The sequence below is a fragment of the Rhodoferax sp. LS1P39 genome (assembly GCF_056521425.1).
In genome coordinates this window covers 30,527-45,461 of the sequence record NZ_JBWMAV010000023.1, presented here as the reverse complement: position 1 = coordinate 45,461, position 14,935 = coordinate 30,527, and the positions used below count along the sequence as shown (strand labels likewise).

Annotated in this window: 14 protein-coding genes; 12 read left to right on the top strand and 2 right to left on the bottom strand. The window is 63.1% G+C overall.

Annotated features, from left to right (window positions below):
* Positions 1–167: 167 nt before the first annotated feature.
* From AC097O_RS23700 to AC097O_RS23690, 3 genes are all read left to right on the top strand, one after another.
* A complete protein-coding gene (locus tag AC097O_RS23700; RefSeq protein WP_479595389.1) occupies positions 168–866 on the top strand; it encodes a transposase in 699 nt (232 codons plus the stop codon).
* Positions 867–1,046: 180 nt separating this feature from the next.
* Positions 1,047–5,777 (top strand): glutamate synthase-related protein, encoded by a 4,731-nt coding sequence (locus AC097O_RS23695; protein ID WP_479595388.1) that lies wholly within the window; start codon positions 1,047–1,049, stop codon positions 5,775–5,777.
* A gap of 16 nt (positions 5,778–5,793) precedes the next feature.
* Positions 5,794–7,272 (top strand): glutamate synthase subunit beta, encoded by a 1,479-nt coding sequence (locus AC097O_RS23690; RefSeq protein ID WP_479595387.1) that lies wholly within the window; start codon positions 5,794–5,796, stop codon positions 7,270–7,272.
* Positions 7,273–7,329: 57 nt separating this feature from the next.
* Here the strand turns inward: AC097O_RS23690 and AC097O_RS23685 are convergent, their stop codons facing one another.
* Both AC097O_RS23685 and AC097O_RS23680 read right to left on the bottom strand, forming a co-directional pair.
* The gene (locus AC097O_RS23685; RefSeq protein ID WP_479595386.1) at positions 7,330–7,578 is read right to left on the bottom strand and encodes a toxin-antitoxin system HicB family antitoxin; all 249 of its coding nucleotides are present in this window, start codon (positions 7,576–7,578) and stop codon (positions 7,330–7,332) included.
* Positions 7,575–8,006: a putative toxin-antitoxin system toxin component, PIN family gene (locus AC097O_RS23680; RefSeq protein ID WP_479595385.1), complete on the bottom strand. Its 432-nt coding sequence runs from the start codon at positions 8,004–8,006 to the stop codon at positions 7,575–7,577. Before AC097O_RS23680 ends, AC097O_RS23685 begins: the two co-directional genes overlap by 4 nt.
* Before the next feature lie 143 nt (positions 8,007–8,149).
* On the opposite strand from AC097O_RS23680, the gene AC097O_RS23675 reads away from it, so the two are divergent.
* From AC097O_RS23675 to AC097O_RS23635, 9 genes are all read left to right on the top strand, one after another.
* Positions 8,150–8,995 carry an ABC transporter ATP-binding protein gene (locus AC097O_RS23675; RefSeq protein ID WP_479595384.1) on the top strand — a complete coding sequence of 282 codons (846 nt, stop codon included), beginning with the start codon at positions 8,150–8,152 and terminating at the stop codon, positions 8,993–8,995.
* Positions 8,992–9,774, top strand: a complete 783-nt coding sequence (gene mlaE / locus AC097O_RS23670; RefSeq protein WP_479595383.1) for a lipid asymmetry maintenance ABC transporter permease subunit MlaE — start codon at positions 8,992–8,994, stop codon at positions 9,772–9,774. Before AC097O_RS23675 ends, mlaE begins: the two co-directional genes overlap by 4 nt.
* Before the next feature lie 10 nt (positions 9,775–9,784).
* A complete protein-coding gene (gene mlaD, locus AC097O_RS23665; RefSeq protein ID WP_479595382.1) occupies positions 9,785–10,255 on the top strand; it encodes an outer membrane lipid asymmetry maintenance protein MlaD in 471 nt (156 codons plus the stop codon).
* An 89-nt stretch (positions 10,256–10,344) separates the two neighbouring features.
* Positions 10,345–10,998: an MlaA family lipoprotein gene (locus AC097O_RS23660; protein ID WP_479595381.1), complete on the top strand. Its 654-nt coding sequence runs from the start codon at positions 10,345–10,347 to the stop codon at positions 10,996–10,998.
* Between the two features lie 85 nt (positions 10,999–11,083).
* Entirely contained in the window at positions 11,084–11,716 is a 633-nt protein-coding gene (locus tag AC097O_RS23655; RefSeq protein WP_315191850.1) for an ABC transporter substrate-binding protein, read from the top strand.
* Between the two features lies 1 nt (position 11,717).
* Positions 11,718–11,987: an STAS domain-containing protein gene (locus AC097O_RS23650; RefSeq protein WP_479595380.1), complete on the top strand. Its 270-nt coding sequence runs from the start codon at positions 11,718–11,720 to the stop codon at positions 11,985–11,987.
* 78 nt (positions 11,988–12,065) lie between these two features.
* Positions 12,066–13,196 (top strand): aminotransferase class V-fold PLP-dependent enzyme, encoded by a 1,131-nt coding sequence (locus tag AC097O_RS23645; protein ID WP_479595379.1) that lies wholly within the window; start codon positions 12,066–12,068, stop codon positions 13,194–13,196.
* 48 nt (positions 13,197–13,244) lie between these two features.
* Positions 13,245–14,183: an ABC transporter ATP-binding protein gene (locus tag AC097O_RS23640; protein ID WP_479595378.1), complete on the top strand. Its 939-nt coding sequence runs from the start codon at positions 13,245–13,247 to the stop codon at positions 14,181–14,183.
* Positions 14,180–14,935, top strand: a complete 756-nt coding sequence (locus AC097O_RS23635; protein WP_479595377.1) for an ABC transporter permease — start codon at positions 14,180–14,182, stop codon at positions 14,933–14,935. The genes AC097O_RS23640 and AC097O_RS23635 overlap by 4 nt, the downstream gene beginning before the upstream one ends.

The following is a 14,935-nucleotide window of genomic DNA, read 5'->3' as shown; positions in this document are numbered from 1 at the left end:
AGCCCAGGGCTAAGAAGCGAAGACTCAAACCGTTGCCGCTGCTGAACGTGCCTCGCACAGCAGCCAGAGCGGCGATTCGCATGCGGCGGGGCTTATCCTAGTGCCATGAGGGTCGGAACCCTATTAATCCCGCGTAATATCGCGCATCCACTCCCTAGATTGCGCACATGGCCCGGCTCCCCCGCCTCACCGTCCCCGGCTACCCCCACCACGTGATCCAGCGCGGCAACAACCGCCAGCCCATCTTTGTCCACCCGGGGGACTACGGCCTGCTGCTGGGCCTGCTGACCGAGAACGCCAAGAAGTTCGGCGTGCAGGTCCACGCCTATGTGCTGATGACCAACCATTTCCACCTGCTGGCCACGCCCAGCACGGCAGAAGCTTTGCCGCAGATGATGCAGGCGGTGGGCCGCAGCTATGTGCGCTATTTCAACGACGCGCAAGGCCGCACCGGCACGCTGTGGGAGGGGCGCTATAAATCCACCCTGGTGCAAACCGACCGCTACCTGCTGGCCTGCATGGCCTACATCGACCTGAACCCGGTGCGCGCCGGGCTGGTGGCCGACCCGCGCGACTACGCCTGGTCCAGCTACGGCCACCACATTGGCCAACGGGCCGACAAACTGGTTACGCCGCACCCGCTGTGGTGGGCGCTGGGCAACACACCGTTTGCACGCGAGGTGGCCTACGCCAAATTGGTGCATGCAGGCATCACCGAGGAGCAGCAGCAGCAATTGACCCAATCGGCCCTGCGTGGCTGGGCTCTGGGCGACGCGGATTTTGTGGTGGATTTACAAAAACGAACCGAACGCCGCGTGGCCAAGGCGGCAGCGGGCAGGCCCTTCTTGCCCAAAAAATCCGAATAAAAAGTGCCTTCCGCGCTTATGAAATGGGCGCAAGCAGCTACTATTTTTGATGTGTCCCCAATTTAATTATTGGTGGTTTAGTCAAGAATTAATTGGAATCTGACCCCTATTATTCTGCTTGGCATTGTTGTTGCTGTGCTTTATGCTTCGATCCCCCGCGAAACACTATAGGAGAGCGCCATGACAACGGCTGCCGAGATCCAATATCTCAAAGACCACGGTTTGTATTCCTCCAGCAATGAGCATGATGCTTGTGGTCTGGGTTTTGTGGCCCATATCAAGGGCGAAAAGCGCCACGATATCGTCACCCAGGCGCTGAAGATCCTGGAAAACATCGACCACCGGGGGGCAGTGGGTGCCGACCCGCTGATGGGCGATGGCGCGGGCATTCTGATCCAGATCCCCGACGCGCTGTACCGCGAAGAAATGGCCAAACAGGGCGTGACCCTGCCCGCCGCCGGTGAGTACGGCGTGGGCATGATCTTCCTGCCCAAAGAGCACGCCTCCCGCCAGGCCTGCGAGCAGGAGATGGAACGCGCCATCAAGGCCGAAGGCCAGGTGTTCCTGGGCTGGCGCGATGTGCCGGTGGACAAGGACATGCCCATGTCGCCCACGGTGCGCAAGACCGAGCCGCTTTTGAAGCAGGTGTTCATTGGCCGCGGCGACGATGTCATTGTGCAGGACGCGCTGGAGCGCAAGCTGTACGTGATCCGCAAGACCGCCAGCGCCAATATCCAGAACCTCAAGCTCAAGCACAGCAAAGAATATTACGTGCCCAGCATGTCCAGCCGCACGGTCATCTACAAGGGCCTGCTGCTGGCCGACCAGGTCGGCGTGTACTACAAGGATTTGTCCGACGAGCGCTGCGTCTCGGCCATCGGCCTGGTGCACCAGCGTTTCTCCACCAACACCTTCCCCGAGTGGCCACTGGCCCACCCGTACCGCTATGTGGCGCATAACGGTGAAATCAACACCGTCAAGGGCAACTACAACTGGATGAAGGCCCGCGAAGGCGTGATGGCCTCGCCCGTGCTGGCCGCCGACCTGGGCAAGCTGTACCCGATCAGCTTCCCCGGCCAGTCGGATACCGCCACCTTCGACAACTGCCTGGAGTTGCTGACCATGGCCGGCTACCCCATCAGCCAGGCCGTGATGATGATGATCCCCGAGCCGTGGGAGCAGCACACACAGATGGACGAGCGCCGCCGCGCGTTCTATGAATACCACGCCGCGATGATGGAGCCCTGGGACGGCCCGGCCTCCATCGTGTTCACCGACGGCCGCCAGATCGGCGCCACGCTGGACCGCAACGGCCTGCGCCCCTCGCGCTACTGCGTCACCGACGACGACCTGGTCATCATGGCCTCCGAGTCCGGCGTGCTGCCCGTGCCCGAGAACAAGATCGTGCGCAAATGGCGCCTGCAGCCCGGCAAGATGTTCCTGATTGACCTGGAACAGGGCCGCATGATCGACGACGACGAGCTCAAGGCCAACATTGTCAACACCAAGCCCTACAAGCAGTGGATCGACAATCTGCGCATCAAGCTCGACAGCGTGCCCGCCGATTCGGCTGCCGCCACCGTCAGTGCCACAGCGCTTCTCGACCGCCAGCAGGCCTTCGGTTACACGCAAGAAGATATCAAGTTTCTGCTGTCCCCCATGGCCCAGGCCGGGGAAGAGGGCATTGGCTCCATGGGCAACGACAGCCCCCTGGCCGTGCTCAGCGACAAGAACAAGCCGCTGTACAACTACTTCCGCCAGATGTTCGCCCAGGTGACGAACCCGCCGATCGACCCGATCCGCGAAGCCATCGTCATGTCGCTGGTGTCCTTCATCGGCCCCAAGCCCAACCTGCTGGACATCAACCAGGTGAACCCGCCGATGCGCCTGGAAGTGGCCCAGCCCATCCTCGACTTTGCCGATATGGCCAAGCTGCGCGACATCGAGCGCCACACCCACGGCAAGTTCCGCAGCCACACGCTGGACATCACCTACCCCGCCGCCTGGGGCCGCGAGGGCGTGGAAGCCAAGCTGGCCTCGCTGTGCGCCGAAGCGGTGGACGCGATCAAGGGCGGTAAAAACATCCTGATCGTCAGCGACCGCAACGTCAGCGCCACCCAAATCGCCATTCCCGCCCTGCTGGCCAGCAGCGCCCTGCACCAGCACCTGGTGACCCTGGGCCTGCGCACCACCACCGGCCTGGTGGTGGAAACCGGCACTGCCCGCGAAGTGCACCACTTTGGTGTGCTGGCAGGCTACGGTGCCGAAGCCATCCACCCCTACCTGGCGATGGAAACCCTGGCCGACCTGCACAAGGACCTGTCGGGTGCGCTGTCGGCCGAGAAAGCCATCTACAACTACGTCAAGGCCATCGGCAAGGGCCTGTCCAAGATCATGTCCAAGATGGGCGTGTCCACCTACATGAGCTACTGCGGTGCGCAGCTGTTCGAGGTGATTGGCCTGGACCAGGAAACCGTCTCCAAGTACTTCACCGGCACCGCCAGCCGTGTGGAAGGCATTGGCGTGTTCGAAATTGCCGAAGAAGCCCTGCGCATGCACAAGGCGGCGTTTGGTGATGACCCGGTGCTGGCCACCATGCTCGACGCTGGCGGTGAATACGCCTGGCGCGTGCGCGGCGAAGAGCATATGTGGACGCCCGACGCCATCGCCAAGCTGCAGCACAGCACCCGCGCCAACAACTGGAACACCTACAAGGAATACGCCCAGCTCATCAACGACCAAAGCCGTCGCCACATGACCCTGCGCGGGCTGTTCGAGTTCAAGATCGACCCGGCCAAGGCCATTCCGGTGGAAGAAGTCGAAGCGGCGAAAGAAATCGTCAAGCGCTTCGCCACCGGTGCCATGTCCATGGGCTCCATCTCTACCGAAGCCCACACCACCCTGGCCGTGGCCATGAACCGCATCGGTGGCAAGAGCAACACCGGCGAGGGCGGCGAGGATTCCAACCGCTACCGCCAGGAGCTCAAGGGCATCCCGATCAAGCAAGGCCAGACCCTGCGCGAGATCATCGGCCCTGAAGTGGTGGAAACCGTCAACTACCCGCTGCAAGACGGCGACTCGCTGCGCAGCCGCATCAAGCAGGTGGCTTCCGGCCGCTTTGGTGTGACCGCCGAATACCTGGTCTCGTCTGACCAGATCCAGATCAAGATGGCCCAGGGTGCCAAGCCGGGCGAGGGCGGTCAGCTGCCCGGCGGCAAGGTGTCCGAGTACATCGGCAAGCTGCGCCACTCGGTGCCAGGCGTGGGCCTGATTTCGCCCCCACCGCACCACGACATCTATTCGATCGAAGATCTGGCCCAGTTGATCCACGATCTGAAGAACGTGGCACCGCATGCTTCCATCAGCACCAAGCTGGTGTCGGAAGTGGGCGTGGGCACCATCGCCGCAGGCGTGACCAAGTGCAAGAGCGACCACATCGTGATCGCCGGGCACGACGGCGGCACCGGCGCTTCGCCCTGGTCCTCCATCAAGCATGCCGGTGGTCCTTGGGAAATCGGCCTGGCCGAAACCCAGCAGACCCTGGTGCTGAACCGCCTGCGGGGCCGTGTGCGGGTGCAGGCCGACGGCCAGATGAAGACCGGCCGCGACGTTGCCATCGGCGCGCTGCTGGGTGCGGACGAATTCGGCTTTGCCACCGCCCCCCTGGTGGTCGAAGGCTGCATCATGATGCGCAAGTGCCACCTGAACACCTGCCCCGTGGGTGTGGCCACGCAAGACCCGGTCTTGCGCAAGAAATTCCAGGGCAAGCCCGAGCATGTGGTGAACTTCTTCTTCTTCATCGCCGAAGAAGTGCGCCAGATCATGGCCCAGCTGGGTATCCGCAAGTTTGACGACCTGATTGGCCGCGCCGACCTGCTCGACACCCGCAAAGGCATTGCCCACTGGAAGGCCAGCGGCCTGGACTTCAACCGCCTGTTCGCCCAGCCCAATGTGCCGGCCGACGTGCCGCGCTACCACGTGCAAAACCAGGAACACGGCCTGGAAAAATCGCTGGACAACGTGCTGATCGAGAAATCGCAGCCCGCCATCCTGCGCGGCGAGAAGGTCAAGTTCATGGAAGTGGCGCGCAACGTCAACCGCTCGCTGGGGGCCATGCTCTCGGGTGCGCTGACCAAGGTGCGCCCTGAAGGCCTGCCCGACGACACCATCCGCATCCAGCTCGAAGGCACGGGCGGCCAGTCGTTTGGTGCCTTCCTGGCCAACGGCATCACGCTGTACCTGATTGGCGATGCCAACGACTACACCGGCAAGGGCCTCTCCGGCGGTCGCATCGTGGTGCGCCCCAGCATCGATTTCCGCGGCGCGGCCACGCAGAACACCATCGTGGGCAACACGGTGATGTACGGCGCGACCAGCGGCGAATCCTTCTTCAGCGGCGTGGCCGGGGAGCGCTTTGCGGTGCGCCTGTCGGGTGCTACCACGGTGGTGGAAGGCACGGGCGACCACGGTTGCGAGTACATGACCGGCGGCACCGCCCTGGTTCTGGGCAAAACCGGGCGCAACTTTGCGGCGGGCATGAGCGGCGGCATCGCCTACGTCTATGACGAAGACGGCCAGTTCGCCAAGCGCTGCAACATGTCCATGGTGTCACTCGAAAAAGTGCTGCCCTCGGGCGAACAGCAGGGCCTGGGCGTGGCCGACCAATGGCACAACGGCCAGACCGACGAAGCCCAGCTCAAGAAACTGCTGGAAGACCACAACCGCTGGACCGGCAGCAAGCGCGCCCGCGACCTGCTGGACAACTGGACCGAAGCGCGTGGCAAGTTCGTCAAGGTGTTCCCGCTGGAGTACCAGCGCGCCCTGGGCGAAATGCATGCACGAAAAGTGGCACTAGCGCAGACAGAACAAGCGCAGGCAGCTACCAAAGATGTAGCAGTTGCAGCCAAGTAAAGAACAGGATTGAATCATGGGTAAAGTCACAGGCTTCATGGAATACGGGCGGCTCGAAGAGGGCTACAAGCCCGCCGCCGAACGCGTCAAGCACTACAAGGAATTCGTCGTCGGCCTCGACGAATCGCAGGCCAAGGTCCAGGGCGCGCGCTGCATGGACTGCGGCATCCCGTTCTGCAACAACGGTTGCCCGGTCAACAACATCATTCCGGACTTCAACGATCTGGTGTACCGCGGCGACTGGAAAAACGCCATCGAGGTGCTGCACAGCACCAACAACTTCCCCGAGTTCACCGGCCGCATCTGCCCCGCACCCTGCGAGGCAGCGTGCACGCTGAACGTCAACGACCTGCCGGTGGGCATCAAGTCCATCGAGCACGCCATCATCAACCGCGCCTGGGACGAGGGCTGGGTCCAGCCCCGCGTGGCCCCGCACAAGACCGGTAAAAAAGTGGCCGTGGTTGGCTCCGGCCCCGCAGGCCTGGCAGCGGCACAGCAACTGGCCCGCGCAGGCCATGACGTGACCCTGTTCGAGAAGAACGACCGCGTGGGCGGCCTGCTGCGCTACGGCATCCCCGACTTCAAGATGGAAAAGAGCCACATCGACCGCCGTGTCGAACAAATGCAGGCCGAGGGCGTGACTTTCCGCACCGGCGTGATGGTCGGCGCGGCCAAAGACCCGTTGGGCAAGGGCTCCAAGGTCACCAATTGGGCCAAAGAAACCATCACCCCCGAGCAATTGCAAAAAGACTTTGACGCGGTGGTCCTCACCGGCGGTGCCGAGCAGTCGCGCGACCTGCCCGTGCCGGGCCGCGAGCTCGACGGCATCCATTTCGCCATGGAATTCCTGCCCCAGCAGAACAAGATCAACGCGGGCGACAAGCTCAAGGCCCAGTTGCGTGCCGACGGCAAGAAGGTCATTGTCATTGGCGGTGGCGACACCGGCTCCGACTGCGTGGGCACCAGTAACCGCCACGGCGCGGTCAGCGTGACCCAGTTCGAGGTGATGCCCCAGCCACCCGAGGAAGAAAACCGCCCCATGACCTGGCCCTATTGGCCGATCAAGCTGCGCACCAGCTCCAGCCATGTGGAAGGTTGCGAGCGTGAGTTCGCCATCTCCACCAAGGAGTTCATCGGCGAAAAAGGCAAGGTCACCGGCCTGAAGACCGTGCGCGTCGAGTTCAAGGACGGCAAGCTGGTCGAAATCCCCGGCACCGAAGTCGTGATGCAGGCCGACCTGGTGCTGCTGGCCATGGGCTTTGTGAGCCCCGTGGCCAACATCCTGGATGCTTTCGGTATCGAGAAAGATGCGCGTGGCAATGCCAAGGCGCATACCGAGTTCAGCGGCGGCTATGCCACCAACGTGCCCAAGGTGTTTGCGGCAGGCGACATCCGCCGCGGCCAATCGCTCGTCGTCTGGGCCATCCGCGAAGGCCGCCAGGCGGCACGGGCGGTGGATGAGTTCCTGATGGGCTTTAGCGACTTGCCACGGTAACTAAGCGCATTTGCTCGATGAAGCCGCCCCGTCTTCGGACCGGGCGGCTTTGTTTTTTCAGTGCGCGTTCAGCAACGCATCTCCCGCCGTCGGGGCCACATCGGGCACCTGTGCCAGAGCGGCGGCAAACAGCGCTGCGTCCGCCAAAGCGGCCCGCTCCGCCAGATAGTCGCCAGCGGCCAGCGCCGCCAGCTTCTCGGCCAGGGCGGTGGCGGCGAGCTGGTTGATCGATACGCCTTCGCGTTCGGCGTAAATCTTGGCGTTGCGGTGGATGGATTCGGGCAGGCGCAGGCTGAGGGTGCTCATGGGGTGGCTCCGTAAAGGTGCTGGATACATTGTGCCGTGGTGATGGTGCGCACCGCAAACCGGGTTGCCGCCGCAAAGTCCTTGATGTTGTGGGTCACGATGAAGTCGGCACGGCCATTGACCGCCGCCTCCAGCACCATCTCGTCGTTGGGGTCGCGCAACTGGGGCCGCCAGAGGAAGTGCATTTTTTGCGCCTCTGCCACTTTGCAGACTATGTTGAGCACGGCATCGATGGCATCCGCCGTCAGCGGCACCATGCCGGGGCGGTGCAGCACGTCGGTGTATTCCATCACCAGCGGCACACTGACAATCGCCTGAAATTCACGCAGCGGCAGCCGCGAGAGCAGTTGGAACGAGGCGCCCTGGCGCGACCGCAAGCCTGCAACCAGCACATTGGTGTCTAAAACAATGCGGCAGATGGCATTCATGGTATCAAATGTAATACCAAGTCATTTTTCTGGCAAATTGGGCCGCCGCTGTTCCTGTGGGGCATTAGAGACGCGCCTCCTGAAGGCAATAGCACAATCCCTTATCATGCAACAGCCGGAAACGTTCCGGCTTTTGCTTTTTTATGACCTCACCCGCCCCGCTTTCCACCGACAACCTTGTTGACATCCGCAACCTCACCTTCGGGTACGGAGAGCGCGCGATTCTGGACGGCATTACGCTGAGCATTCCGCGCGGCAAGGTCACGGCCTTGATGGGGGCTTCGGGGGGCGGCAAGACCACGGTGCTGCGCCTGATTGGCGGGCAGATCAAAGCGCAAAAAGGCGAGCTGCTGCTGGACGGCCAGAACGTCGCCCAGTTTGACCAGGCCGGTTGGTACGCTGCGCGCCGCCGCATGGGCATGCTGTTCCAGTTTGGGGCCTTGTTCACCGACATGAGCGTGTTCGACAACGTGGCGTTTCCGCTGCGCGAGCACACCGATTTGTCCGAGGCGCTGGTGCGCGACATCGTGCTGATGAAGCTGGGCGCGGTGGGCCTGCGCGGCGCGCGCGACCTCATGCCCAGTGAAGTCTCGGGCGGCATGGCACGGCGCGTGGCCCTGGCCCGCGCCATGGCGCTGGACCCCGAGCTGCTGATGTACGACGAACCCTTTGCCGGGCTGGACCCGATATCTTTGGGCACCGCAGCCCGGCTGATCCGCGACCTGAACGACACCATGGGCCTGACCAGCATCATCGTTTCGCACGACCTGGACGAAACCTTCCACATTGCCGACAAGGTGGTGATTTTGGCCAACGGGAAGATCGTGGCGCAGGGCACGCCGGACGAGGTGCGCGGCAGTACCGACCCGCTGGTGCACCAGTTCATCCACGCGCTGCCCGATGGGCCGGTGCGCTTCCATTACCCCGGCCCCACGGTGGAGCAGGATTTTGGCGCGGGCCTGCAGCCGCCCCAAGGCGGTGCCGCATGAGTTGGTACAAACCGTCTGACGTAGGCTTTGCGCTGCGCAGCAAACTGGCCGATATCGGCAACGCCACGCGCCTGTTTGTGCGCCTGGTGGCCCTGCTCGGGCCCACTTTGCGGCGCTTTGGCCTGGTGCGCGACCAGATCCATTTTTTGGGCAACTATTCGCTGGCGCTGATCAGCGTGTCGGGCCTGTTTGTGGGCTTTGTGCTGGGCTTGCAGGGCTACTACACCTTGCAGCGCTACGGCTCCAGCGAGGCCCTGGGCTTGTTGGTGGCCTTGAGCCTGGTGCGGGAGCTGGGCCCGGTGGTCACGGCGCTGCTGTTTGCCGGGCGCGCGGGCACCTCGCTCACCGCGGGCATTGGCTTGATGAAGGCAGGCGAGCAGCTCAGTGCCATGGAGCTGATGGCCGTGGACCCGGTGCGCCGCATTCTGGCCCCGCGTTTTTGGGCCGGGGTCATCACCATGCCTTTGCTGGCGGCGCTGTTCAGCGCGGTGGGCATCCTGGGCGGCTGGGTGGTGGGTGTGCTGATGATCGGCGTGGATTCCGGTGCGTTCTGGAGCCAGATGCAGGGCGGCGTGGACGTATGGCGCGATGTGGGCAACGGCGTCATCAAAAGTATCGTGTTTGGTTTTACGGTGAGCTTTGTGGCGCTGCTGCAAGGCTACGAGGCCCAGCCCACGCCCGAAGGCGTGTCGCGGGCGACGACGCGCACGGTGGTGGTGGCCTCGCTGGCGGTGTTGGCGCTGGATTTTTTGCTCACTGCCACCATGTTCACAATCTGAGGTACGGTTTATGCAACGCTCTAAAAACGATGTCTGGGTGGGTTTGTTTGTGCTGCTGGGGGCGGCGGCGCTGCTGTTTCTGGCGCTGCAGTCGGCCAATTTGCTGACGCTGAGTTTTCAGACCGGCTACAGCGTGTCGGCCAAGTTCGACAACATCGGCGGCCTCAAGCCCAAGGCCGCCGTCAAGAGCGCCGGGGTGGTGGTGGGCCGGGTGGACAGCATCACTTTTGATGACAAAAGCTTCCAGGCCCGGGTGTCCCTGGCCATGGATCCGCGCTACGCTTTCCCCAAGGACAGTTCGCTGAAGATTTTGACCAGTGGCCTGCTGGGTGAACAGTACATCGGCATCGAAGCCGGTGCCGATGCCAAGAACCTGGTGGCGGGCGACACGATTGCGGCCACCCAGTCGGCGGTGGTCCTGGAGAATTTGATCAGCCAGTTTTTGTACAGCAAGGCTGCCGATGGCCCCGCTGAGAAATGACCTTGAGAGGGTTAATAAGGTTTGACATGATTACTACTAAAAATATAGCTACTACCGCCCGTATTACCTGCGCTGTTGGCGTTTTTGCCTTGATTTCTGGTTGTGCCACCGGCCCCCAGGCCAACCCGCGCGACCCGCTGGAGCCGCTGAACCGCAAGGTGGCCGTGTTCAACGATGCGGTGGACAAAGCCGTGGTCAAGCCCGTGGCCAAGGCCTACATGTTTGCCGTGCCGTCGCTGGCACGCCAGGGCGTGACTAACTTCTTCTCCAACCTGGGCGAGGTCTGGAACACCGCCAACAATGCCATGCAGCTCAAGGGCCGGGCGGCTGCCGAGAGCTGGATGCGCCTCAGCATCAACAGCGTGTTTGGCATCGGCGGTTTGTTTGACCTGGCTACCGACATGGGCCTGGAGCGGCAGCGCGAAGATTTTGGACAGACCCTGGGCTGGTGGGGCGTGCCGTCGGGGCCGTACCTGGTGATTCCGCTGCTGGGGCCCTCCACGGTGCGGGACATCTCGGCCTGGTCGGTCAATGCCTACGGCAACCCGCTGAAGGTGTTTCCCGATGCCGGCACGCGCGACCGCCTGGCGGGCCTGAACCTGGTGGACACCCGTGCCAACCTGCTGCGCGCCACCGAATCGCTGGAAGAGGCCGCGCTCGACAAATACTCCTTCACCCGCGACTTCTATTTGCAGGTGCGCGACAACGATGTGTACGACGGCAACCCGCCCGAGCCCAAATAAGCCCCCAAGTACAAAGCCCCTGCGTCAACCGTTGGGGCGCATTTTCATTAAGGTAGTGCGGATGTTCCGCGTAGAGAAAGTCAGTATGAAACGTCGTTTGTTAGGCCAATGGGCCGCTGGAGCTGTGTTGGCGGTAGCTGCAACTTTCAATGCCATGGCCGCCGATGAAGCGCCAGACGCGCTGGTCAAGCGCATCTCCACCGATGTGCTCTCCACCATCAAGGCCGACAAAACCCTGCAACAGGGCAATGTGGCCAAGGTCATGGTGTTGGTAGATGCCAAGATCATGCCCAACGTGGACTTTGCGCGCATGACCTCCTCTGCCGTAGGCCCCGGCTGGCGCCAGGCCACGCCTGAGCAGCAGAAAAAGCTGCAGGACGAGTTCAAAACCCTGCTGGTGCGCACCTACTCCGGCGCGCTGGCCCAGGTCAGCGACCAAGAGGTCAGCATGAAGCCCTTTCGCGCCAGCCCTGACGACAAGGAAGTGCTGGTGCGCTCTGAAGTCAAAGGCGGTGGCGACCCCATCCAGCTCGACTACCGGTTGGTCAAAACCCCCGGCGAGGGCGCGGGCTGGAAGATCTACAACCTGAACGTGCTGGGCGTGTGGCTGGTGGAAACCTACCGCAGCCAGTTCGCCAGCGAGATCAACGCCAAGGGTGTGGACGGCCTGATCGCCAGCCTGGCCGCGCGCAACCAGGCCAACGCCAAAAAGAACTGACATGCTGGTGCTGCCCGCCGAGCTGACCCACGCGCAGGCCACGGCCTCGCTGCGCATGCTGCTGCAGGGCCTGCGCTCCCAGACCGGCGCGGCGGTGGTGGTGGATGCCACCGCGCTGGCCCGCTTCGACTCGTCCGCCCTGGCTGTGCTGCTGGAGTGCCGCCGCGAAAGCTTCAGTCTGGGCCGCACGTTTGCGGTGCGTGGCCTGCCCGCGCGGCTGGCGGCGCTGGCAGGTTTGTACGGCGTGGCGGAACTGTTGCCTGCTGCCTGAGCAGGGCCAACCCCTGGGTTTTTACTTGCTTAGCGGGTGCTAAGCTGGCGGGCACATCCATTCGTCCAGGAGTCCCCCATGCCCGGCCTGTTGCCCCATGTAGACCCAGAAGGTCTGCTCGAATACTCCGTGGTCTATACCGACCGCGCCTTGAACCACATGTCGCAGTCCTTCCAGGGCGTGATGCGCGATATTTCCGGTGTGCTCAAGCAGGCCTACCACGCGCAGTCGGCCATCGTAGTGCCCGGCAGCGGCACGTTTGGCATGGAGGCGGTGGCGCGGCAATTTGCCACCGCACAGCATGTGCTGGTGATCCGCAACGGCTGGTTCAGCTACCGCTGGACGCAGATTTTTGACATGGGCCAGATCCCCCGGTCCAGCACGGTGCTGAAAGCGCGCCGCCAAGGCGCAGGTCCGCAAGCCCCGTTCGCCCCCGCACCCATTGACGAGGTGGTGGCCACCATCTTGGCCGAAAAACCCGCCGTGGTGTTCGCCCCGCATGTGGAAACCGCCAGCGGCATGATCCTGCCCGATGCCTATCTGCGTGCCGTGGCCGACGCGGTGCACAGCGTGGGTGGCCTGCTGGTGCTGGACTGCATTGCCTCGGGTGCCATCTGGGTGGACATGCAGTCCACCGGCGTGGACGTGTTGGTCAGCGCGCCGCAAAAGGGCTGGAGCGGTTCGCCCTGCTGCGCTTTGGTGGCGCTCAGCGCCTTGGCGCGGGAGCGCATCGAATCCACCACCAGCAGCAGCTTTGCCTGCGACCTGAAGAAGTGGCTGAACATCATGGAGGCCTATGAAAACGGCGGCCATGCCTACCACGCCACCCTGCCCACCGATGCCCTGGCCCGGCTGCGCGACGTGATGCGCGAAGCCCAGGCTTACGGGTTTGACGCACTGCGCGCCGAGCAGCAGGCGCTGGGCGATGCCGTGCGTGCGCTGCTGGTGCGCAAGGGCATGGCCAGCGTGGCAGCAGCGGGCTTTCAGGCACCCGGTGTGGTGGTGAGCTACACCACCGACCCCGAGATCCAGTCGGCCAAGAAGTTCATCGGCCAGGGCCTGCAAACCGCTGCCGGGGTGCCGCTGCAGTGCGACGAGGGGCCCGACTTCCAAAGCTTTCGCATCGGCCTGTTCGGATTGGAGAAGTTGCACAACGTGGCGCGTACGGTGCAGCACCTGGAGCGGGCTTTGGAGCGGATTCAGGGATAAAGTCACGGCCCGGCGGCATGTGGGGCCAGCCGTTAAAATCACTGCCCCATGCCCGCCATCTCCTTCCAGCAGGTCTCCAAGACCTACCCCAGCCCCCGTGGCTCCCAAAAACCCCCACTCACCGCCCTCGACAGCGTCAGCTTCGACATCGCGCAGGGGGAGTTCTTTGGCCTGCTCGGCCCCAACGGTGCGGGTAAAACCACGCTGATCAGCATTCTGGCGGGATTGAACCGCGCCACCGGCGGCAAGGTGTTGGTGCACGGCCATGACGTGGCCAAAGACTTTGCCCAGGCCCGCCGCCAGCTCGGTGTGGTGCCGCAAGAGCTGGTGTTCGACCCGTTTTTCAACGTCCGCGAGGCGCTGCGCATCCAGTCGGGCTACTTTGGCGTAAAGAACAACGATGCCTGGATCGACGAGCTGCTGGAAAGCTTAGGGCTGGCCGACAAGGCCACGTCCAATATGCGCCAGCTCTCGGGCGGCATGAAGCGCCGCGTGCTGGTGGCCCAGGCCCTGGTGCATAAGCCGCCGGTCATCGTGCTCGACGAGCCCACCGCCGGGGTGGATGTGGAGCTGCGCCAGACCCTGTGGCAGTTCATCGCCAAGCTCAACAAACAAGGCCACACGGTGCTGCTCACCACCCATTACCTGGAAGAGGCCGAAGCCCTGTGCTCGCGCATCGCCATGCTGAAAAAAGGCCGCATCGTCGCCCTGGACCGCACCAGCGAGCTGCTGAAAAACGCCTCCAGCAATGTGCTGCGCTTCAAAGTCGATAGCGAACTTCCCTTTGCCCTGGCGCAGCAGGCCCGCATTACTGGCCGCATCGTACAGTTCCCCGCGCACAACGCCGCCGAGATCGAGCGCTACCTGGCGGCGGTGCGTGAAGCCGGGCTGACGGCAGAGGACGTGGAAATCCGCAAGGCCGATCTGGAAGATGTGTTCCTCGATGTAATGACCAACGGCTATGTGGCCAGCGAGGTGGCAGCATGACCGGTTGGCAAACCCTGTTGTACAAAGAATCGCTGCGTTTCTGGAAGGTCGGCTTTCAGACCGTGGGCGCGCCGGTGCTCACCGCCGTGCTGTACCTGCTGATCTTCGGCCACGTGCTCGAAGGCAAGGCGCTGGTCTACGGCACGATCAACTACACCGCCTTTCTGGTGCCCGGCCTGGTGATGATGAGCGTGCTGCAAAACGCATTCGCCAACAGCTCCTCGTCGCTGATCCAGAGCAAGATCATGGGCAGCCTGGTGTTTGTGCTGCTGTCGCCCCTGTCGCACTGGGACTGGTTCTGGGCCTACGTGGGCTCGGCCATCGCGCGCGGCCTGCTGGTGGGCGTGGGCGTGTTTGCGGTGACCGCCATCTTCACCGGTGCCAGCTTCGAGGCCCCGCTGTGGATCATCGTGTTTGCGGTGCTGGGCGCGGCGCTGATGGGCACGCTAGGCATCATTGCCGGGCTGTGGGCCGAAAAGTTCGACCAGATGGCCGCGTTCCAGAACTTTGTGATCATGCCCATGACGTTTTTGAGCGGCGTGTTCTATTCCATCCATTCCCTGCCGCCTTTCTGGCAAACCGTGAGCCACCTGAACCCGTTTTTCTACATGATCGACGGCTTCCGCTACGGCTTCTTTGGCGTGAGCGACGTGTCGCCCTGGCTCAGCCTGGGCATCGTGGGCGCGGCCCTGCTGGTGGTGAGCGCCATCACCGTCAACCTGCTGCGCATCGGCTACAAAATCCGTGGATAA